The organism is Anabaena sp. FACHB-595 (assembly GCF_048568275.1).
In the GTDB taxonomy this organism is placed as follows: domain Bacteria; phylum Cyanobacteriota; class Cyanobacteriia; order Cyanobacteriales; family Nostocaceae; genus Trichormus.
Map to the genome: position 1 here is coordinate 14,490 of NZ_CP183475.1, position 18,881 is coordinate 33,370.

Here is an 18,881-nt window from a genome sequence, read left to right on the forward strand (position 1 = left end):
ATTATTTTTATTATCAGTTTATATACAATGGACAAGTATTGTATTTGTTGGCGAAGAAAAAATTCTAGTAAAGACACATCACCCCTAATTTTCAATCATCCAAATTCTAGACAAGAAGCAATGATGAAAGGTGATTATGGAGAGATGGAATTATGGGATAACCGAACTGCTGCTCAAGCAGAAGTAAAAAAAATTTAATCATAGATATCCCAATCTTTTCTTTTGGGTAAAAGAACCAAATGTCAAATAATCATCCCTACAAAATTATTCCTGATAGAGTTATCAAACTAGCAGAAAACCAGATTTTTGTATTTGGCAGCAACACAGAAGGAAGACATGGTGCTGGAAGTGCTTTATTTGCGCGACAGTACTGCAATGCAGAATACGGTAATCCCCAAGGACGACAAGGACAATCCTGGGCGATGGCTACGCCCTGTTTAGCGATAGCTTCGCTCTCTTCTCTTCGAGACGCTACGCGTTAGCGGAGCTTTCACTTTAGCGATACGCCGCAGGCATTTCATCTTATTCGGGTATCTCGGTGGCTACCCCATAACCCCATAACGTGAGCTAAAAGCCCATTTTTTCATTCAAGTCACATGGCTAGCTGTATGTGATGCTTCGATCAAAGGTTTGGCAACCTTTAACACAGCTTGTACCAAACTAGAAGGGGCTTTTTCTGGGGAACCAACGCCAAAAGGAGGAGCTGGATTATACTCCAACATCAACTCAATAAATTTGGCTGTATAGTCTCCACACAACATAGCCGCGATAGTTAAAGCAAAATCAATTCCTGCTGTTACGCCTCCACCTGTGATTCGGTTACTGTCTACTACTACTCTCTCGTTACTTACTTCTACACCCATTAATCTTAGCTGTTCTCGAAACGCCCAATGAGAAGCTGCACGGTATCCTTTGAGTAATCCCGCAGCTGCCAAGATTAAAGAACCAGTACACACAGCAGTCACATACTTAGCGGACTGTGCTTGCTTTTGCAAAAAAGCTAACATTTGGGCATCTTGCATCATTTCTACAGCCCCAAAAACACCGCCAGGAACACACAATACATCAAGTTGCGGACATTCATCAAAGGTAGTAGTCGGTAAAATCGTCAATCCACCATTACTCACAATCGGTTGGAGCGTTTTCCACAATAGCAAAACTTGAGTATTGGGCATAGATGCAAACACTTGATGTGGCCCAGTAATGTCTAGTTGGGTCATATCAGGATAAATGACTAAACCAATTATATGTTGAGGCATCGTTTCCATACTTCAATTCCAGTCCCGGTAATGATTACAGTTATCGTAGAATTGAATATGTTGGCTGCCAATTACCCAGTTGAGTACATTTTGGCTCATGTCTGTTACTTTACCAACATTGATTCAAAAAGTCACAAATGCTTCATCAGTAAACCAACTATGTGGACATTATATGGATGCAGCAGGAGAGTTGTTTGGCAGTCAACATTGGGGTATTTATATACATGACTGGGCCGGACAACAAGGTACTATTCATCTCCAAGGCTTACCAGATAGTTTTATTGATTATTACTCTAAGGTTGGTGCAGCTTTAGATAAAGTGATGGAGTATGTTGTTTGCCATCATGCACCCGCCCACGAACAAATTATTTTCACGGAAGCTACTTGGAAGCAAAGTGAACTGTATCAAATTGGTTGTGGCAAAATATATGACCACGAACATATTATGACTGGGCCGATTGTTGGAGAAGGAAGGTTAATTGGTACAGTTCAATTTGCCCGCACTAGTGGAAATCCAGCTTATAATACGCAAGACTTGTTGCAATTGAGTGCCATCTGCGCCCATCTTTCTGCCAAATTAGCACTTTTACGCTCCCAACACGAGTTATTTGTGCCCAAACCGGAAATTTCTTTAACACCACGAGAATTGCAAATGGCTGCTTTGGTAGCCAAAGGTCTGACAAATGCAGAAATTGCAGCCGAGTTATGGATTAGTCAAAATACTGTTAAGCAGACTTTAAAACGTATTTTTCGGAAGCTGGATGTATCTGCAAGAGCGGAAATGGTTGCACGGCTGCAATTAAGTAGGGTGTGCCATTAACAACTGGACTTTAGACTAAAATAGAGCACTTGCGCTTCCGCGCACCTAGAGGGGCAATCGCATCCTTGAGAAATTCCCTACTTGTATGAGCGATTTAGGAAAAATATTGAGTGTGAGAGTATTTTTCTAGATTTTGTGTCTAAGTACCACTAGCATCAATCAATACAGACAAAGCATTTCTGGCATATTGCGCTCCAATGGGATTGCCCTCAATCGTTGCCATTAAACTAGCTCCCCCAATTAAAAGCAAATACTGCTGTGAAAAAGATTCCGGGTCGCGCACACCCGCTTGCTCTGCTAGCTGCATGATATAAGTGCGGATAGATTCTCTCAACTGAACTGAGACTTGATGAGCTGGATGAGAAGCATCAGCAATTTCTAAGACCGCATTGATAAATGGACAACCGCGAAAGTCAGGCAGAGCGTACCAACCCTGGAGAACATCAAAGGTTGCCAGTAACCGCTCTTTAGGAGTGTTTCCTTGATCTGCAACTGCATTTTCAAACCAACGTAACCATTGAGCAGCACGATATTTCATCACTTCTTCAATTAGTTGGTCTTTGGAAGAAAACCATCGGTAAAGGGTTCTTTTTGCTACACCAGACGCGGCAATGACTTCATTTATTCCTACGTGTTGAATTCCCTTCTGATAAAACAGCAGAGAAGCAGTTTCTAAAATTTGTTGACGTGCAGCACTTGATTCAGTAGTCATAAATTTAGGTAGACAAGTTTGTCTCCATAGAGATATACTAGCACCTGTTCTCAGTAGACAATCTTGTCTACTTGGGAGGTGATTAAGAGGAGTAAAGTAATGGATTTTACGATTTATACCATTGAAACTGCAAAAGAAGCCTCAAAAGAAGCTCTGCTCCATGCCAAAGAGACATTTGGTTTGATTCCAAATCTAGAGGGGATTCTTGCGGAATCTCCCGCCACCTTGAGGGGAGGCATGGCATTGTGGGATTTATTTGAAACAACCAGTTTTACGCCTATCGAACAACAGGTCATCTATCTGACTGCTAATTACGAACATGACTGTCGCTACTGCATGGCAGCTCATTCAGGTTTAGCAAAAATGATTGGGATGACTCCCGAAGACATTGAGGCTCTGCGTCACGGGCAACCTTTAGCAGATCAGAAGTTACAAGCGTTGCGGCTGTTTACTAAGCGGATGATTGAGGCGCGAGGTTGGGTGAGTGAGCCAGAAATTGAAGAGTTCCTAGCAGCAGGTTACACAAAGCAGCAGGTTTTGGAAGTCATTTTAGGAATTGCTGTAAAAATTATCCACAACTACACTAACCACATTGCTAAAACTCCTTTAGATAAGGCTTTTCAACCTTACGTTTGGTCAAAACCTGCGCCAGTTTCTTAATCAGAGCAGATTTGGCGAGTGCGGACTGTCAAAGTTCTCTAGTCCTGAGTTCGAGATGATTGGCAGCCGCTCAACAAAATGTTTTTTTAATTTTGAACTTACTTGCTCAAAAGCTTGATTGACAAGGGTTTCATCTGCCAATGCAGTGTACATTTGTTGCGTAGATGTGATTGCGCTTTTTAGTTAAATAATTTCAAACGGGCTTCGGAAAGCATTAATTACTTTATCAAGTTCCTGAGCGATCGCTAATAACTCCATCTCACGCCACCGTTTGCCAACAACTTGCATTCCAATCGGTAGACCATCTTGAGTGTGTCCAATCGGAATCACTACCGCAGGATGTCCACTCAGATTAAATGGCATAGTGTAAGCTCCGTTTGCCACTGCATGAGGGTAGGGTCGGCCATCAATCTCAATAGCACTCCAAGCGGGACGATGGGTAAAGGCAGGGGTGGCAGCAACAGGAGTGAGCCACGCATCCCACGGTTCTAATGCCTCATCCATTTGGGCAGTGAAGCAATCGCGCTCGGTAAGTACCTCAAAATATCCTTTCAGACGTGGGTTCAACAGGTCTGGTAGAAGGCGGCTAAAATCCCCCAATTTGCGGAGTTCTTTTTCCCCTTGGGTGGCGGTGCGAAAAATCTGCTGCCAACTGCGATGCAAGTTATATCGATCTACAGGTTGAGCGTAAATGTTGATGTATGCAGCCATCCGCCCGTAGAGGTTCAGTGTTTTTGATAGGTCAAAATTTTTGGGAAGCCAGGGTTCAATTTGGACACCTGCTTGAGTCAGGGTGTGTGCGATCGCAGTCATCGCCACTTGAATTTCAGACGCAACAGGAACCTCTACCCATTCATCGAGCCAAGCAATTTTGAGATTCTGCAAAGACTTACCAGAAGGGTTATCAAGAGGAATTGGCGGCACATCAGGACGGCGAAGATCAGAGCCTGCAATCAAGGAGAAGCACAGCCGGATATCTTCGAGCGATCGCGCAAAACAACCCACTGTCATCATTTGCCGAAGACACACTGGCATTCCAGGTACTTCTGGAATTTGTCCTGCTGTAGAAATGCGGCGATCCGTAGGTTTCAAACCATACACACCGCAGAAATGAGCAGGCTGACGCACTGAACCCGCAATATCGTTGCCTAAATCCAATGACGATAACCCTGCTGCCACAGCCGCAGCACTCCCCCCAGAACTCCCGCCAGCAGTGTAGTCAAGATTCCAAGGATTATTGACTTGTGGAAAGAGGGAATTCGTACTTTGGTAATCGCCAGCTAGTTCCGCCATGTTTGTTTTTCCCAGGATGACTGCTCCTGCTGTCCGAAGTCTGGCAACGACGGTGGCATCTTGTTGAGGTACGTAGTCTTTGAGAGGGATGTAGCCTGCGGTGGTGAGCAACCCTGCGGTTTCAAAAATGTCTTTAATCGTGATGGGAACCCCATGTAAAGCACCCCAGTTTTCGCCTCTAGCTAAAGCCTCATCAGCCAGCCTAGCCCTAAGATAAGCATTTTCCTCATCCAGCGTGCAAATGGCATTTAACTTCGAGTTGTGTTTGGCGATTTGAGCCAAGTAAGCATTGAGAACTTCAACGGCAGAAACTTCGCGATTGCGAATCATTCGCGCCAGCTGATGGGCAGGAGCAAACGTCAGGCTACTCATAGGCGTAGACAGGTAATTCTTGATAAAGTTAATTATATTCACTTTTAGTTAATTGCATTAACTAAATTCTTTATGGGTCGTCCAGTCAAAGAAAAGTCCTTAACACAGCAGGATGTAATTAATGCTGCGATCGCCTGTCTCGATCAAGAAGGGGAAGCTGCTTTAGGTGTGAATCGGGTTGCAAGGGAATTAGGTATTAAGCCTCCTGCGATTTACAAGCATCTAGATGGCAATTTAGCTTTGCGACGGGCAGTTGCACTTACCATTTGGCAGCAATATATTGAATGGTCTCGTCAACAAACCAACGGACTGGAAGATCCCCAAGCACTACTGCGGGCAGGGGGACGTGCGACGCGGGATTTTGCGCGGTCTTATCCCAACCGCTATCGAGTTATGACCCAATTTCAACTCAATCTCCAAGATCCAGAAACTTCCCCACTGATTCAGGAAGTCTTCCACTTCCTCAAACGTGTGCTGCAATCCTACAATCTCAGCGAAACAAAATTAATTGATGCAATGCGAATGGTTAACGCAGCAATTACTGGTTTTATCGCCATCGAACAGGCTGGATTAATGACATTAGAACGTTCTACTGATGCTAGTTATGAGGTGATGATAGACGCGTTAGTAGTTGCAATCCAACATATTCAAAAAGTTGACTCATGACGTATAACGACCAAGTTGAACTGACATTGAATTGTTTTTGCTGGCTAGCTTAACAACTCAACTCAATGATCTTTGCGATCGCCCTACCAACTATCTCAATACAAAACCCTCACTAATAAATTTCAAAACTGATTAACGCTAATCGCTTTCACCAAATTATCTCTTAGTTCTTTCTTTGGACAAGATAGCCTTGGCGGTAATCACTCTTTTTTAATTTGGAAGCTTGACGTACAGACCACTGACGCATAGGAGTAACTTTCTCTACATGAAGTAGCTTCTGGCGATAAGTATTATTATCTGTCAGTTGGGCGATCGCACCAGCAATAAATCGAGCGCAGCGTTCTGGTTGAGATGATACTTGTTCTTCTGCAAACCGGATAACCAGCCAGTTTGCATCGACAAAACACTTGTTTCTATAGTCATCCTCGCCGATACAGTGAGTGGGCTTGCCAGTCGCAAATGAGATAGGTTCATCAACCTCCAAGTCTATGTGTAAGCCAGTATTTGGTTCAATCAACAGAAAATCAGCCGTAAATGGTAGTCGATGCCCTGGTGGAAACATCACCTGCTGGGGAGAAACAATTTCACCAAAATAATGTTTGAGAACATTTTCAAACAGCCCCTCACTTGCCCCAATTGGTGCATCTCCTTGTCCAGATGGAAAAACTAATGGGGTAAACTGTTTTTTGTCTTTAACTAACTCTGGAATAACAACGATTGGATATTCCGGTGTCTTTGCCATAACTAAAAATCGGAAAACTTGGAAAATCAGAGTTCTTGGCAATTATCTAAATTCACAACACCATTACACAATCAACAAAATACTGAAAATAAACCAACTTTTTTCTAATTTTTTGGATTTAGAAATTAGAAAATTATCAGTTATCGTACAGCATCCCTTCTAGATAAGATTGCTTCTGATTACGCTACAAGCAACTAAGATGAAGTCTAGCTTTGAGTATCTAGAAGACCTGCTTGCGGACAATTATCCAATCATCGCCTGTGAATCCCCCCTCCAAGAACGTCACCGCTTCCTCATTCGTCTTACTACTTCCTGTCAGCAAGTAGGTAAAAAAATCTATATATGGAATTTAAGCGAGGACAGTATTAAAGAATTAGCCGTCAGCACCGAAAATAATCTTGTTTTTCAAGAATTTGAGGACTATAAACATTCTGTTAAACAAAATACAGAAGACTATTTTCAAGTACTCAATTTTTGGAGAGTTTATTCTGGCACTGGAGTATTAATCGTTGAGAATATTTTTCCTTGGTTAAAAGAAAGCATAACTAAAGATACTGAATTTATTCTTCTATCAGAATGGATTAAGTCATCGCTAGTTAATCTAAAATTTCATACAAACAATAGTGATAAGACTACTATATTACTAGGAGCCAATGCCGAGATAGCAAGCGAAATAGTAGCAGAAATACCCCTTTGGAGTCAAGAATTACCAGATACACAAGAAATAATTGCTAGTTTAATCAGCAGTAATTTATTTCCTTTAATTTATACTGAACAAGATTATTTAGAAATTGCTAACGCTAGTGCTGGTCTGTATATTTCTGATATTATTCATTGCTTAACCGATATTAGAAAAAATCATGACTTAGGAAATTCCAGTGAGATAGCAAAGCTTCTATTAGCAAAAAAAATTCAACTGCTTAACCGCTTATATGACATCGAATTCTTACCTCCACCAAAAGTCCAACTTGGTGGGTTAGAACTCATGCAGCAGTCATTCAAAAAGTTCAAGCGATTGCTTACCCCGCGTGCTAAACAATACAATCTGCGCGTACCAAAGGGGATTATGCTTGTGGGGCCACCGGGGACAGGAAAATCACACTCAGCAAAAGCCTGTTCCCAGAATATGGGTATTCCCCTCATCATGGTCGATTGGGGCAACTTTAGAAGTTTTGGCAACCAAGCAGAAATGAAACTCAAACGCTTGTTGCGACTGGCAGATAGGCTCAACCAAGTAATTTTGTATTTCGACGACTTTGATAAAGGGTTCGCCGGGGATGATGACCTCGCCAAACGGCTGGCTGGTCAGCTGTTGACGTGGATGCAAGAGCGTATATCAGATGTACTGGTCATCGCGTCAGTTAACCGTATGGAATGGCTGCCACCCGAACTCACCCGTGCTGGACGGTTTGACTATTTATTTAAAGTAGACCTGCCGAATAATGGGGAAAGATATAGTATCTTCAAACTGCACGCCGCCCGGTTTGACGAACGCTTTCGCAATGGCGGCGACCCTTGGAGTGAAGAACAGTGGCGCAGAATTCTTAAAGCCACCAATCGGTGTGTAGGTGCAGAAATCCAGACAATTGTAGAACGCGCCGCTAGTACGATATTCTGCGAAACCATAACAGAAGATACCTACTCAGAAAGCCAACTCCCAGCACTGGAACTAACAATCGAGGCATTACTAGAAGAACGCCGTCAGATTAACCCGCTTGCCATCCGCGAAGCCGATAGAGTCGAATCGATGCGTAACAAAGCTGACCAACAAGCTTTACCTAGTAGTCCCCTAGACGAAAGCAAATTTGCTGTTGGCAACATTGATATTTTCAGCTAGCACACATCATAAATCAATTCAAAGTTTCATCATGTTTGGACGAAAGCAAATGTAACCAAAACATTTCAACTGTTTATAATCCTTACTATTTCTAAACACTTTACTACCTTATTTAGCTAAAACTATGGAAGTCACAAGACAAACTGCTCAAACCAACATTCAAACTAAACAATCACAAAATCCAGAAAAAAGCCTATTTTACAAATTCATCAAATTTATCAAATTTGTTGGGCCAATTGCTGGTTTTACTGCTGCCCTCTCACCCCTACCGCTATACTTTTGGACTCGCCAGCCCCAGTATTTACCTATTGGCGCAACCTTTACCAGTAACAATCAAACAGTTCAACTCGAATTAGCAGACGATAGAAAAGAATATGCCCACGGACTCAAATTTCGTAATTCGATTCCTGAGAATCACGGAATGTTATTTGTCCTTAACAAACCTGAAAAAGTTAAACTTTGGATGAAAGATACGTATATTCCTTTAGATATGATATTCCTCAAAGATGGAGTTATCAAATCAATCGTAGAAGCAGTTCCCCCTTGCAAAACCAAAACCTGTCCTAAATATGATTCAATTTATCCTGTTAACCAGGTTATTGAATTACCTGCTAACAGTACTAAAACCCTGAATCTCAAAGTAGGTAAGAAACTCCAACTCAATTTCAACCCAAACAAAACGCAGAATTAGTTGCCGGAGAGTTTATCCATCACAACAACCTAGCGGTAAACAACCGTAATTACACTACCTCATATATCAATCTTTGACCCCCGATATAGGCTATATCGGGGGTCAAACATTATGAAATCAATCACTGATTTAATTATTGGAACTTGTCAAGCAAATTTGCCTGAGTTTTCACTGAATGATTTACTGAAAAACATAGTGTCTAAAAATAGAAAATTTTTAGATGATTTCACGGTTATTAATCTCATAAAATAATTTCACAAGTGAGAAGTTGGAGCAGATATTTACTCCAATTAAAACTTAGGTAAAAAGCAGTAATTCAGCCTTAATTACCCCTACAAAGTTTCATCCAGTAATTTCTGAAATAATCTTTTTATGAAAATAGACTACGAATCTGATTTTGGCAGCGATCGCATTCCTTCCTACGAAGAATACGGATACCCCGCTCCCACCCGTCGCCGTCGCAACTGGAAAGAAAACGCCAGCATCACCGGACTAATGGCAGTTGGTACTGGTTTGATGATTGCAGATATCTCACTCCACCACATGGTGATGGCATCACTCGCGTTTGGAACTGGCATTGTAGCGTTACTACCCAAGGAAGCAAACTTGCTACTTTCCAACTTTGAGAAATGGCAGCGCAAGTATGGCATCAATATTTATACTGTTCTGTTCTGCTTGGTAGGTGTAGTATTTATGTTGGATATCGCCACTGCACCCGCAAACGCCCAGTTTATGCAAAACGCAGAGGACTTCTTCACAGAATACTTTACTGGTGTCAATGAAGATATTATTAGGTACGTATTTGCGGTACTGCGCGGTTTGTTCCTAATTTATCTGGGTATTGGTCTTATTAGGGTTGTTCAAGCAGCCAGAAACGACGAAGATTGGCAAACGATCGCCCGTACACCAATTATCGTTGCCCTCACAGTTGTAGTCGGAGACTTGCTCGCAGGACTGGTAACAGGCTGATACGTCACTCGTCAAAAAAGCCACCACGAGTGGCACAATTCCACAAGTGCCACTCATCAAAATTTCAACAACTGACTTTTGTCTTTCGTAATAATGGCCAGAGAACGGGAATTTCGTACTGTCAACCGCGTGTTAGGAGAACAGCCGCGCCTTGGGCCATTCCCCGCCGACCAAATTGTTCCCTGGAGTGCGATCGCTCTCATCTCCTACATGGTAGTCAAGGGTTTTATGCAAGCTTCTTGGCTTGCAACCGGAATTGTAACCGCCTGGGGATGGGCAACCTGGTGGACAGTAAGTTCTAACAAAGCCTTTTTCGGTAAGTTTGTCGGCACGCCCCGCATCACCCGTGGTTACAAACCATTTGCCTCCCTCGTTAATCCTCTACAACCTCAACCCAAGAAGAAGCGCCAGCTGAAAAAACGCAGATAAAGCTTCTGAATTAATAAATATCAGCGAACAAAAATATAGGCTATGAGTTCGACCGCCTCAACAAAAATAAAGCACAAAATTGGTAAAAAATCTCTCGATACCGAACAATTAGGTGTTGTCAAAAATCTGACACCGTTTGAGGATATTACCCATTTAGCCGGGATTGCAAGTATCTCGCTTGCTGGTCGTAGAGATATCGGCGCACTTATTCTCCAGAAAAAAGAGGATATTCAAATCAAGTTCTGCTTTGACGTACAGGGAATTCACCCGTCCTTGCCCGAAGAACAGATTCTCCCCATTTTTGAAAATATTGAAGGCGGACTCAAAGAACTTCCCGAACGAGAAACCTTAACAATTCACCTTGGTTCGTTCACTGATGATTTTCTCCGGCAGCAGGAACTAAAAAAGATAGAGGATAAATGCGATCTAGAGCAATTAACTTTATTAGTGCGATCGGAACGTCTGCGAGCAAGAGAACTCACCGAAGCAGGAACTCGTAAAAATAAGTTTTTACGTTTCTGGTGTACCTATAGTGTCCTGGCTTCTGAAGACAGTCGCTCAAATGATGCAATTGAAAAAACTATCAAACAATTGCAAAATGCCTGGTTTCAATTTACTGGACAAATTCACGGTGTGCGGCAAGAACGAATTGAAACAATCTTACGGGATAGTTTTACCTCTGGGTTTCAACGGTGGGAACAACTTTTGACAAACTCAATGGGGCTTTCAGTGCGAGCAGTCACCAGTGAGGAAGTATGGTCAATTCTTTGGAGTCAATTTAACCGTAGCGATGCACCCAAAGTTCCCAATCCCCTCATATTAGATGAAGAGGGACTTCGAGAAGTTCAAACTAGCGATTTCCACATTCGCCACCTGATGCTAGAGAACGAAAAATCTGTCCCGTTTCTCGATCGCAGCTGGGTAAGACTGCAAGACAGGTATATCGGCGTTCTTCAGTTTAGCGAAAAGCCCCAAGGCTGGGTAGATGAATACGCCCAGCTTCGATACCTCTGGGAGGTAATATCCAAAGAAAAAATCTCCGACACCGAGATTATTTGCCAGCTATCTAAAGCCAACCAGGGACTTGCCAAAACTGCTTTGCAACGGATTACCAAACAGTCAATTACCTCCAGCGCCATGTCTTCTGAGAAGGGGTCAATTGACGTAAAAGCCAATATGAATATTGAGGAGGCAGTTAAGGCACAAGAAACTATCCTCAGAGGCAGTCTCCCCATCCATACTGCTGTTGTTTTTTGTGTCCATCGTCACAGTCGTCAAAAACTTGATGAAGCTTGTCAATACCTTTCTAGCTGTTTCTTGCGACCTGCTGTAGTTGATAGAGAAATCGAGTATGCCTGGAAAACATGGTTACAATGTGTACCTGTTATTTGGGAAAACCTACTTACAAGACCCTTTAACCGTCGCCTCCCCTATTTCTCATCAGAAGTTCCCGGACTCATGCCGATAGTTAGAACGGCTACGGGAGATAAATCCGGGTTTGAGCTAATTGCTGAAGAGGGAGGAACTCCAGTACATCTCGACTTGTACAAGCAGCACAAAAATCTCGCCATTTTCGGTACTACCCGTGCTGGTAAATCTGTCTTAGTAGCAGGTCTATTAACACCTGCCTTGGCTCAAAACATTCCCGTAATTGCACTTGATTATCCCAAACCCGATGGTACTAGTACGTTTACCGACTATACCAAATTTATGGGAGAAGAAGGGGCATATTTTGATATTAGTAAAGAATCGAACAACTTATTTGAATTACCTGATTTAAGGGGCTATGAACCTGAAGTTATTAAAGAAAGGATGACCGATTTCAAGGAATTCTTGAAATCCACATTAATGATAATGGTACTTGGGACAAATCCTGTCGGGGTAAGTCCCACAATGATATCAAATATCGAAAGTATCATTACAATCACAATTGAAACTTTTTACAACGATGAAGATATCAAACTACGGTATAAGCTAGCACTAGAAAATGGATTAGGAACACCTGAATGGGCAGATATTCCAACACTTAAGGATTTCTATAATTATTGTTCACCTGGATTTATCAAACTCGATTCCATCACCAATAATAGTAAAGAAATTCTCGATGCCCTTGACCAAATCAGATTGCGATTAAAGTTTTGGCTAAATTCACGAGTTGGGCAATCAATCGCCAATCCATCTAGCTTTAGAACTGATGCTCGATTGCTTGTATTCGCACTGCGATCGCTTGGGAGTGAAGCCGATGCCGCAGTCCTTGCCCTGAGTGCCTATTCCGCAGCTTTACGTAGAGCTTTATCATCTAAAGTATCAATATTTTTCTTAGATGAAGCACCAATTTTATTCAATTTTGAGAGCATAGCCGAGCTAATTGGTAGACTCTGCGCTAATGGGGCGAAAGCAGGTATACGTGTAATTTTATCTGCCCAAGAACCAGAAAGTATCTTCCAAAGTAAGTCTGCTTCCAAGATATTTGCTAACATCACAACCCGCCTGATCGGTCGGATTCAAACATCGGCAGTTGACCCATTTGTGAACAGGTTTAAATATCCTTATGAAATTATCTCGCGTAATAGTACCGAAGCATTCTTTCCCAAATGCGAAAGTATTTATTCACAGTGGTTACTTGATGACAATGGCAAACTTACTTTCTGTAGATATTATCCTGCTTATTGCTTACTTGCAGCAGTAGCAAATAACCCGAATGAGCAAGAATTACGCACTCTATTTCTCAATAAATATGCCGATAATCCAATGCTGGGTATGGTGAAATTTTCAGAAAGCTATATACAACTGCTTCGGGGAGATGAGTTAAGCCAAGAAGCACAACAATTACTGGATAACAATAACAATCAGCAATTAAAGTCAGCATAAATTATAGAAGAAAAGCTAAGAATAATCTGGATTTATAACAAGAAGAATCAATAACTCATAAACAAGTGGCTTAACTTTGATTGCCACATTGATTATTTTATCCACGAAAAGTATGAAACCAAAATTCAAGTTTACTAAGAAAGGAGTAATAATCGGGTCAATAATTGGTCTGGTTACTTTACTCGGTACAGCACCCAGTTATGCCTTTTCAATTGACGATTTCTTCAAGGTTTTAGGGAAATTCAATAACTATTTTGAGGAAACCAAAAAGGAACTCACTTCAGGAACTAATAAATGGGGTGGGATGAAAGGCGAAGCTAAAACTGCTATTCAGACTGGCAGTATGGATATGCCAGATCCAGTAAACTCAGCCGAAAAGCTCAAAGAGCAACTCAAGAGCAAGGGTAACTGGAATGAAAGCAACACAGTTGAAGCTGCGGTCAGTGCAGCTAACGAACTGGAGAGAGAAACCACCCGCGCCACGATCGCCAGCGTCTTAGGGGAAGTCGGTCAGGAACGTACCAAAAATGAGATAGAAGCAACTGAACAAACTGTAGCTGAGGCCAAAGAACTCGCAGAATCTGCACAACCAATGGATGCTTCACAAAACATCCTCAAGGTCATTGCTGCCCAAAACTCGCAAATTGTCTCAATGTTGGGTCAATCTCGCATTGACGGACTGCAAACACGGCACGATGCCCAGCAAACTAACCTGATGCTATCTCAACTTGCCGAACAAGGGGCCAGCGATCGCCGTCGTCAAAACCTGATGATGGACGGTATCAGCGCCCAGTATATCGAAATCAGTGGGTTTAGCAGTCTCAAAACTACCGCAGGTGAATAATTCACCCTAATTAGTTGGTCATCTCTGCAATTGAGATGACCAACTCTCTATCAGGTACATAATACAGACCATGTTAGAACATCTTGTAATTGCAACCGACCCATTTTTTGGGCAAGACATTTTAGAAAATGCGTCAGCTGGAGCGCAATTAGTAGCAGAAGGTTTCAATGAACTTTGGCAAGAAACCCTCAACGGCAATTTGTACGGCTCGATGTGCAAAGTTGGTCAGTTTTTTGCGATCGCCACACTCACCCTTTTTATGGTTGAGTTAGGCAAAAACTGGATAAATCAAGAAGATATGAAAGCCCTCTCCAGTTGGATATGGCCCATTCTGGTGATCGGACTACTAGCTAACAATGGCACTTTACTCAGAAGTGGAACACTCGCCATCCGGGGATACATTAATACTGTTAATAATGACATCCTAGAATTTACTGCTGCCGGAGCCAACCTAGAAGTAGCATTCAACCGTGCAGTCGGCAATATTGCCCTCCAGCAGCAAGTAGGGGCGGCAATGGAAAGATGCCGTTCCATCCCTGGTAACACGCAAGATTCAATCACCTGCTTGCAACAAGCAGAAGCAGAACTTAAAACCTCTGCGCCCGATCTATTTAAAGGAGAAGCCCCCGATAGCGGTAGTTGGGAATTTAATCCACTTCAGGCTTTATCTGATGCTAAAGACGCGCTCGAAAATCTCTCCCCTGGTCAAATAGCCGAAAAAATTGGTAATACTATCACCAGTACAATCGGTTCGATGATCACCGGATTTGTCGCAGTTATCCTCCTCGCGCTCAATAACGCTTACCAATGGGGTATAGAATTCACAATGCTTTTAACTGCCCTACTTGGCCCGTTGGCAATAGGCGGTTCGCTACTCCCCTTTGGCGCAAAACCTATTTTCGCTTGGCTAACTGGTTATTTCACCGTTGGAATGGCGAAACTCTGCTTCAACATGATTATTGGTTTATGCGGACAACTTATCGCTAATTCCGAACAAAATCAACCGATGATATTTCTGCTTTTTGTTGGGCTAGTTTCTCCTATCCTGGCATCTGCATTAGCCGCAGGTGGTGGAATAGCTGTTTGGACAGGATTAGGTAAAACAGTAGCATTTGGCTCTGAAATTGCAGCAGGAATCGCTACAGGTGGAGCAAGTACAACTGCTACGGTTGCTGTCAACGCCACTAAATTTGTTAGTTCCAAAATCAAAGTTAAAAAGTAATTAACAAATAATTATGCTTAAACCTAAGTCTAAATCTCAACCAGCTCGGCTTCTCAGTTATGGTCAATCTACCTCCACACCTATTGCAATGGCGATCGCCGTAACAGCAGGAGGAACTATCTTATCTACCCTATTGCAAATAATAAATATTGGCATGAGTGCTAGTACAAATCATCATGTCAAAGGCATGACGATAGTTCAACTCCAAGATGGGTCTATTTCACCTGGTAAATTTGCTGCTCCCAACGAACGCGAAGCCGAAACTATCAAACGCTTTATCTCAGATAGCATGATTAAAATGTTCGGCTGGAACGGAATAATCGAAGCAACAGAAAATGGCGAAAATGTCACTAAACCTGATAGGGGAATAGATATTCAAACAACAAAAAATAGTAGAAAAAAAATTCCTACTAGAGCCTGGGAAGCTGCATTTGCACTATCTGAAAATCAAGATTTCCGGGCAAATTTTCTTAAGAAATTAGCAGAAATCGTTCCAAGTGGTGTATTTAACGGTGAAGTTCAAGTTTCACTCGTCACCCGCCATATCTCTGAACCCAGAAAAATTAAGGATGGACAGTGGGAAGTCGATTATATTGCTACACTCGTCAGCTTTAATAGGAACGAAAACCAAGGCAAAGGAATCGCCTTTAACAAAACAATCACTGTTGAAGCTGTCGATACTCCCAAGTTACCAAATAAGCCAACTGAACTCGATAAGAAAATTTATTTAGTACGAGAACCAGGTTTAGAAATTACTCAAATTGTTGATTATAACCTCGGCAAGAAATAAAAATCATTAATCAAGCATAGAACTATGTTACAGCTAGAACATGAGGCTTCCAATAAACATATATCTTCCGTAAATAGTCTTTTACCAATCGATAGTGCAGAAGAAGATGAAGTTGAAAATTCACAATTTGAGGTGGTTGAAGAAGATGAAACTGAAGTAGAAGACCCCGCGTTAATCCAAACTAAACACGACTTTGTTACATCTCCCTGGTCAAGATTAGGAATTATTGGTGGTGCATTCGGAGCTGGGTTTCTAGTTATATTTGTTGTCCTCAACGGCATAATGAATGGGAGTGGTAAAAACGCCAAAAAACCAGAATTAACTACTACTCCAACTCCCACAGTTGCCGCATCTGAGAAAAAAGAAGGTGATGTTTATGCCAAGCTTGCTCTCGCCAAGCAACAGGAAGAACTTGATGCACTAAATGGTCAAGCTAACACAGAAGACAAAGAGGAGAAAAAGGAAACTACTGAAGAACAATCCAAAAACCAAGAGAAAACCCGTTCTATTCGACAACGAAGGGTAGTTGCTCAAGAAACTCCCCCTAATTCCAGAAGACGTGTATACCGAGAAGAAACACCCGAACCTGTTAGACCAACACGTAGAGTAGTGGCCTCACAGCCAATACCACCTCTACGTCCTAGCGCTCCTCTGCCAAAATTTGCCAAACAAACAGTTGCCAGCAACCAGAGTGTCGCCAAAGATCCAATAGCTGAACTCGAACGCCTGCGTAACCTGGGTTCGGTTGGTCGAGTTGAGTATATGCTAGCCAGTACCACTGTCAGTGAACCTACAAACACGACAGTACCAGAAGTTACAGCTAAAACTGAAGAAACATTACGCCCAGCAGAACAAAATAGCGATCGCTCTCGTCGTCGCCGTAGCCGACGCAGCGAGAATACCGAAACAGTTACCAATACCCCTAATCAAATTGAAGAACTGCGCCCGCGTTGGCAACCTGTAACCACAAACGACAGTACTCCAGAGTATAGCAATACTGATGACAAAGATAACAATCAAGCCGTGCCAGTTATTTATAGCTTCTCGGTAAAAGAACCACAAACCATCTCAGAACTTGACAAAGAAAAGACCGTAGAATCCAGTTTTGCTAGTAATAAAGGAAACAACTCCACTCAGCAAGTCGAACAAGTTGCAAATAACTACCTGCCAGAAGAAGCACAGATACTCCAAGAAACACAACCGCAGTATCTAGTTGTCGGTTCGTTTGCAAGTGCAACCCTGGTAACTCCGCTCGTTATGCCCCAAACCAGTAATAACGCTCGTTCCCAAGAACAGACAAATACATTACGGTTTGTCGCCCGGTTGGACGAGCCGCTTTATAGCAATACTGGGGAAATAGCCATTCCCGCAGGAACACAGGTAACTATCGCTATGATTTCGGTTGATAGCACATCAGGTGTGCGTGCCGAAGTCACGGCCATCCTCAAGGACGGAACCGAATACCCTCTATCACCTGGAACGATATCAGTCCTGGGAGAGGCGGGTTCGCCCCTAATCGCCAGACCTTACGACGACAAGGGATCTGAAATTGCCAAATATGATGCCACATTAGGGACAATAGCTGGTCTTGCGAAAGTAGGGGAAATTATTAACCAGCCAGATGAAGAAGTCACAGAAGATTTGCCTTTAGGTGGGACAAGAACCCGCAGCCGCAATAACAACCGGAACCTGGGAGCTGCTTTCCTTGAAGGTGCTTTTGGCAAACTTGGCGAAACAGTCAGCAAGCGTACAGAACGTGCTACTGACGAAATCAACCGCCGTCCCAATGTTTGGTATGTGCCTAAAGACACCAAAATCACAATCAAAGTCGATAGGTCAATTAAGCTGTGAAACTAAGAGATATAGCCGATTTTAGTTTAAGGATGCCTTGGGCGATTGCCTCTGGCACTGCGCTCCGCGCAATCGCCTTTGGTGGGTGCCTTACTATCGCCACCATGCTTGCACCAAACCAACTTGTACTAGCAAATACTATTCGTCAAGTTGCAGCGTCCCAGGTGTCAGGGGAAAATGCCCAATTGCAGACAGTTAAAGTCTGGCCCGGACATGGGGTATCAATATCGTTCTACAACACCAGAGAAATTATCAAGAAAATCTGGCTGGATGACCCATCTAGGTTTGTTTTTGATGTAGACGGATGTCTTGAGGGCTTGGGTAAGTGTTCTAGTAACAGCACGGGCGCTGGACTAATTCACATTCGCCGCATCGAGACAGTCAAAATCCCCGGTTTACCACCAGCTCCTTACGGGGCGCACATGACGGTGATTACCGAATCTGGCTCAACAAGGAAAAGCTATCACTTCCGGATTGTAGCGGGCAGTGGCACACCAGAGTACAGCCAAATTGAAATTATTGGCGACCCTCCCAGCAAACCTGAAGAAGTAAAACCAAAGGTTAGTTACACCGCATTATCTGATAGCAGACATATAGCCAAAGGGATGCAAGTTGCTCTAAAAAACCAGTGGGTTACGACAGACAGCAAGCTCTGGAAGCGTCTGAACCAACTTGTGGAGTTGCGATCGCAAGGAGAGGAACTTGTTGTCGCCGCCAGCACCGCCGGAGTATCAATGCAATTGGTTGAAAAACTCATGCTGTTGGGTGGAAAGCGTTTGTTAGAAATACCACCACAGCGCACTAACCCTCTCACAACAACAAATCTAGGTAAATCAAGTTTTAAATAAATAGT

The 18,881-nt window shown here is 42.7% G+C and carries 19 protein-coding genes; 15 read left to right on the plus strand and 4 right to left on the minus strand.

Annotated elements, in window-relative coordinates; all coding sequences use genetic code 11:
* Window positions 1-27 precede the first annotated feature (27 nt).
* Both ACN222_RS28890 and ACN222_RS28895 read left to right on the plus strand, forming a co-directional pair.
* The gene (locus tag ACN222_RS28890; RefSeq protein WP_010993847.1) at window positions 28-198 is read left to right on the plus strand and encodes a hypothetical protein; all 171 of its coding nucleotides are present in this window, start codon (window positions 28-30) and stop codon (window positions 196-198) included.
* Window positions 199-239: 41 nt separating this feature from the next.
* The gene (locus ACN222_RS28895) at window positions 240-482 is read left to right on the plus strand and encodes a hypothetical protein (protein ID WP_010993848.1); all 243 of its coding nucleotides are present in this window, start codon (window positions 240-242) and stop codon (window positions 480-482) included.
* Window positions 483-587: 105 nt separating this feature from the next.
* Here the strand turns inward: ACN222_RS28895 and ACN222_RS28900 are convergent, their stop codons facing one another.
* Window positions 588-1,268, minus strand: coding sequence for a DJ-1/PfpI family protein (locus ACN222_RS28900; protein ID WP_010993849.1), 681 nt, complete (start codon window positions 1,266-1,268; stop codon window positions 588-590).
* A gap of 88 nt (window positions 1,269-1,356) precedes the next feature.
* Between ACN222_RS28900 and ACN222_RS28905 the strand changes: the two genes are divergently transcribed.
* Entirely contained in the window at window positions 1,357-2,079 is a 723-nt protein-coding gene (locus tag ACN222_RS28905) for a LuxR C-terminal-related transcriptional regulator (RefSeq protein ID WP_010993850.1), read from the plus strand.
* A 139-nt stretch (window positions 2,080-2,218) separates the two neighbouring features.
* Here ACN222_RS28905 and ACN222_RS28910 read toward each other — a convergent pair whose 3' ends face one another.
* Entirely contained in the window at window positions 2,219-2,791 is a 573-nt protein-coding gene (locus ACN222_RS28910; protein ID WP_010993851.1) for a TetR/AcrR family transcriptional regulator, read from the minus strand.
* Window positions 2,792-2,890: 99 nt separating this feature from the next.
* On the opposite strand from ACN222_RS28910, the gene ACN222_RS28915 reads away from it, so the two are divergent.
* Window positions 2,891-3,451: a carboxymuconolactone decarboxylase family protein gene (locus tag ACN222_RS28915; protein WP_044520219.1), complete on the plus strand. Its 561-nt coding sequence runs from the start codon at window positions 2,891-2,893 to the stop codon at window positions 3,449-3,451.
* Window positions 3,452-3,634: 183 nt separating this feature from the next.
* Here the strand turns inward: ACN222_RS28915 and ACN222_RS28920 are convergent, their stop codons facing one another.
* Window positions 3,635-5,116: an amidase gene (locus ACN222_RS28920; protein ID WP_044520221.1), complete on the minus strand. Its 1,482-nt coding sequence runs from the start codon at window positions 5,114-5,116 to the stop codon at window positions 3,635-3,637.
* Between the two features lie 72 nt (window positions 5,117-5,188).
* On the opposite strand from ACN222_RS28920, the gene ACN222_RS28925 reads away from it, so the two are divergent.
* Entirely contained in the window at window positions 5,189-5,782 is a 594-nt protein-coding gene (locus tag ACN222_RS28925) for a TetR/AcrR family transcriptional regulator (RefSeq protein ID WP_010993854.1), read from the plus strand.
* A gap of 163 nt (window positions 5,783-5,945) precedes the next feature.
* Here ACN222_RS28925 and ACN222_RS28930 read toward each other — a convergent pair whose 3' ends face one another.
* Window positions 5,946-6,524: a hypothetical protein gene (locus ACN222_RS28930; RefSeq protein WP_010993855.1), complete on the minus strand. Its 579-nt coding sequence runs from the start codon at window positions 6,522-6,524 to the stop codon at window positions 5,946-5,948.
* Between the two features lie 199 nt (window positions 6,525-6,723).
* Between ACN222_RS28930 and ACN222_RS28935 the strand changes: the two genes are divergently transcribed.
* The 10 genes from ACN222_RS28935 (at window position 6,724) to ACN222_RS28980 (ending at window position 18,876) form a co-directional block, all read left to right on the plus strand.
* Complete coding sequence (locus ACN222_RS28935) at window positions 6,724-8,361, plus strand: ATP-binding protein (protein ID WP_010993856.1); 1,638 nt, start codon at window positions 6,724-6,726, stop codon at window positions 8,359-8,361.
* Between the two features lie 124 nt (window positions 8,362-8,485).
* A complete protein-coding gene (locus ACN222_RS28940) occupies window positions 8,486-9,052 on the plus strand; it encodes a DUF192 domain-containing protein (protein WP_010993857.1) in 567 nt (188 codons plus the stop codon).
* 372 nt (window positions 9,053-9,424) lie between these two features.
* Entirely contained in the window at window positions 9,425-10,021 is a 597-nt protein-coding gene (locus tag ACN222_RS28945; RefSeq protein ID WP_010993858.1) for a hypothetical protein, read from the plus strand.
* 93 nt (window positions 10,022-10,114) lie between these two features.
* Entirely contained in the window at window positions 10,115-10,450 is a 336-nt protein-coding gene (locus tag ACN222_RS28950) for a hypothetical protein (RefSeq protein WP_010993859.1), read from the plus strand.
* Between the two features lie 42 nt (window positions 10,451-10,492).
* A complete protein-coding gene (locus ACN222_RS28955; protein WP_010993860.1) occupies window positions 10,493-13,321 on the plus strand; it encodes a hypothetical protein in 2,829 nt (942 codons plus the stop codon).
* Between the two features lie 112 nt (window positions 13,322-13,433).
* The gene (locus ACN222_RS28960; protein WP_010993861.1) at window positions 13,434-14,165 is read left to right on the plus strand and encodes a hypothetical protein; all 732 of its coding nucleotides are present in this window, start codon (window positions 13,434-13,436) and stop codon (window positions 14,163-14,165) included.
* Window positions 14,166-14,235: 70 nt separating this feature from the next.
* On the plus strand, window positions 14,236-15,387 hold the full coding sequence (locus ACN222_RS28965) for a hypothetical protein (RefSeq protein WP_010993862.1): 1,152 nt from the start codon (window positions 14,236-14,238) through the stop codon (window positions 15,385-15,387).
* A 13-nt stretch (window positions 15,388-15,400) separates the two neighbouring features.
* Window positions 15,401-16,177, plus strand: coding sequence for a hypothetical protein (locus ACN222_RS28970; protein ID WP_010993863.1), 777 nt, complete (start codon window positions 15,401-15,403; stop codon window positions 16,175-16,177).
* Window positions 16,178-16,201: 24 nt separating this feature from the next.
* A complete protein-coding gene (locus ACN222_RS28975; protein WP_010993864.1) occupies window positions 16,202-18,028 on the plus strand; it encodes a TrbI/VirB10 family protein in 1,827 nt (608 codons plus the stop codon).
* Window positions 18,025-18,876, plus strand: coding sequence for a hypothetical protein (locus ACN222_RS28980; RefSeq protein WP_010993865.1), 852 nt, complete (start codon window positions 18,025-18,027; stop codon window positions 18,874-18,876). Before ACN222_RS28975 ends, ACN222_RS28980 begins: the two co-directional genes overlap by 4 nt.
* Window positions 18,877-18,881: the final 5 nt, after the last annotated feature.

Coding starts and splice junctions, on each gene's coding strand:
- ACN222_RS28890 (WP_010993847.1), top strand. CDS start 28: ATGGACAAGTATTGTATTTGTTGGCGAAGAAAAAATTCTAGTAAAGAC.
- ACN222_RS28895 (WP_010993848.1), top strand. CDS start 240: ATGTCAAATAATCATCCCTACAAAATTATTCCTGATAGAGTTATCAAA.
- ACN222_RS28900 (WP_010993849.1), bottom strand. CDS start 1,268: ATGGAAACGATGCCTCAACATATAATTGGTTTAGTCATTTATCCTGAT.
- ACN222_RS28905 (WP_010993850.1), top strand. CDS start 1,357: ATGTCTGTTACTTTACCAACATTGATTCAAAAAGTCACAAATGCTTCA.
- ACN222_RS28910 (WP_010993851.1), bottom strand. CDS start 2,791: ATGACTACTGAATCAAGTGCTGCACGTCAACAAATTTTAGAAACTGCT.
- ACN222_RS28915 (WP_044520219.1), top strand. CDS start 2,891: ATGGATTTTACGATTTATACCATTGAAACTGCAAAAGAAGCCTCAAAA.
- ACN222_RS28920 (WP_044520221.1), bottom strand. CDS start 5,116: ATGAGTAGCCTGACGTTTGCTCCTGCCCATCAGCTGGCGCGAATGATT.
- ACN222_RS28925 (WP_010993854.1), top strand. CDS start 5,189: ATGGGTCGTCCAGTCAAAGAAAAGTCCTTAACACAGCAGGATGTAATT.
- ACN222_RS28930 (WP_010993855.1), bottom strand. CDS start 6,524: ATGGCAAAGACACCGGAATATCCAATCGTTGTTATTCCAGAGTTAGTT.
- ACN222_RS28935 (WP_010993856.1), top strand. CDS start 6,724: ATGAAGTCTAGCTTTGAGTATCTAGAAGACCTGCTTGCGGACAATTAT.
- ACN222_RS28940 (WP_010993857.1), top strand. CDS start 8,486: ATGGAAGTCACAAGACAAACTGCTCAAACCAACATTCAAACTAAACAA.
- ACN222_RS28945 (WP_010993858.1), top strand. CDS start 9,425: ATGAAAATAGACTACGAATCTGATTTTGGCAGCGATCGCATTCCTTCC.
- ACN222_RS28950 (WP_010993859.1), top strand. CDS start 10,115: ATGGCCAGAGAACGGGAATTTCGTACTGTCAACCGCGTGTTAGGAGAA.
- ACN222_RS28955 (WP_010993860.1), top strand. CDS start 10,493: ATGAGTTCGACCGCCTCAACAAAAATAAAGCACAAAATTGGTAAAAAA.
- ACN222_RS28960 (WP_010993861.1), top strand. CDS start 13,434: ATGAAACCAAAATTCAAGTTTACTAAGAAAGGAGTAATAATCGGGTCA.
- ACN222_RS28965 (WP_010993862.1), top strand. CDS start 14,236: ATGTTAGAACATCTTGTAATTGCAACCGACCCATTTTTTGGGCAAGAC.
- ACN222_RS28970 (WP_010993863.1), top strand. CDS start 15,401: ATGCTTAAACCTAAGTCTAAATCTCAACCAGCTCGGCTTCTCAGTTAT.
- ACN222_RS28975 (WP_010993864.1), top strand. CDS start 16,202: ATGTTACAGCTAGAACATGAGGCTTCCAATAAACATATATCTTCCGTA.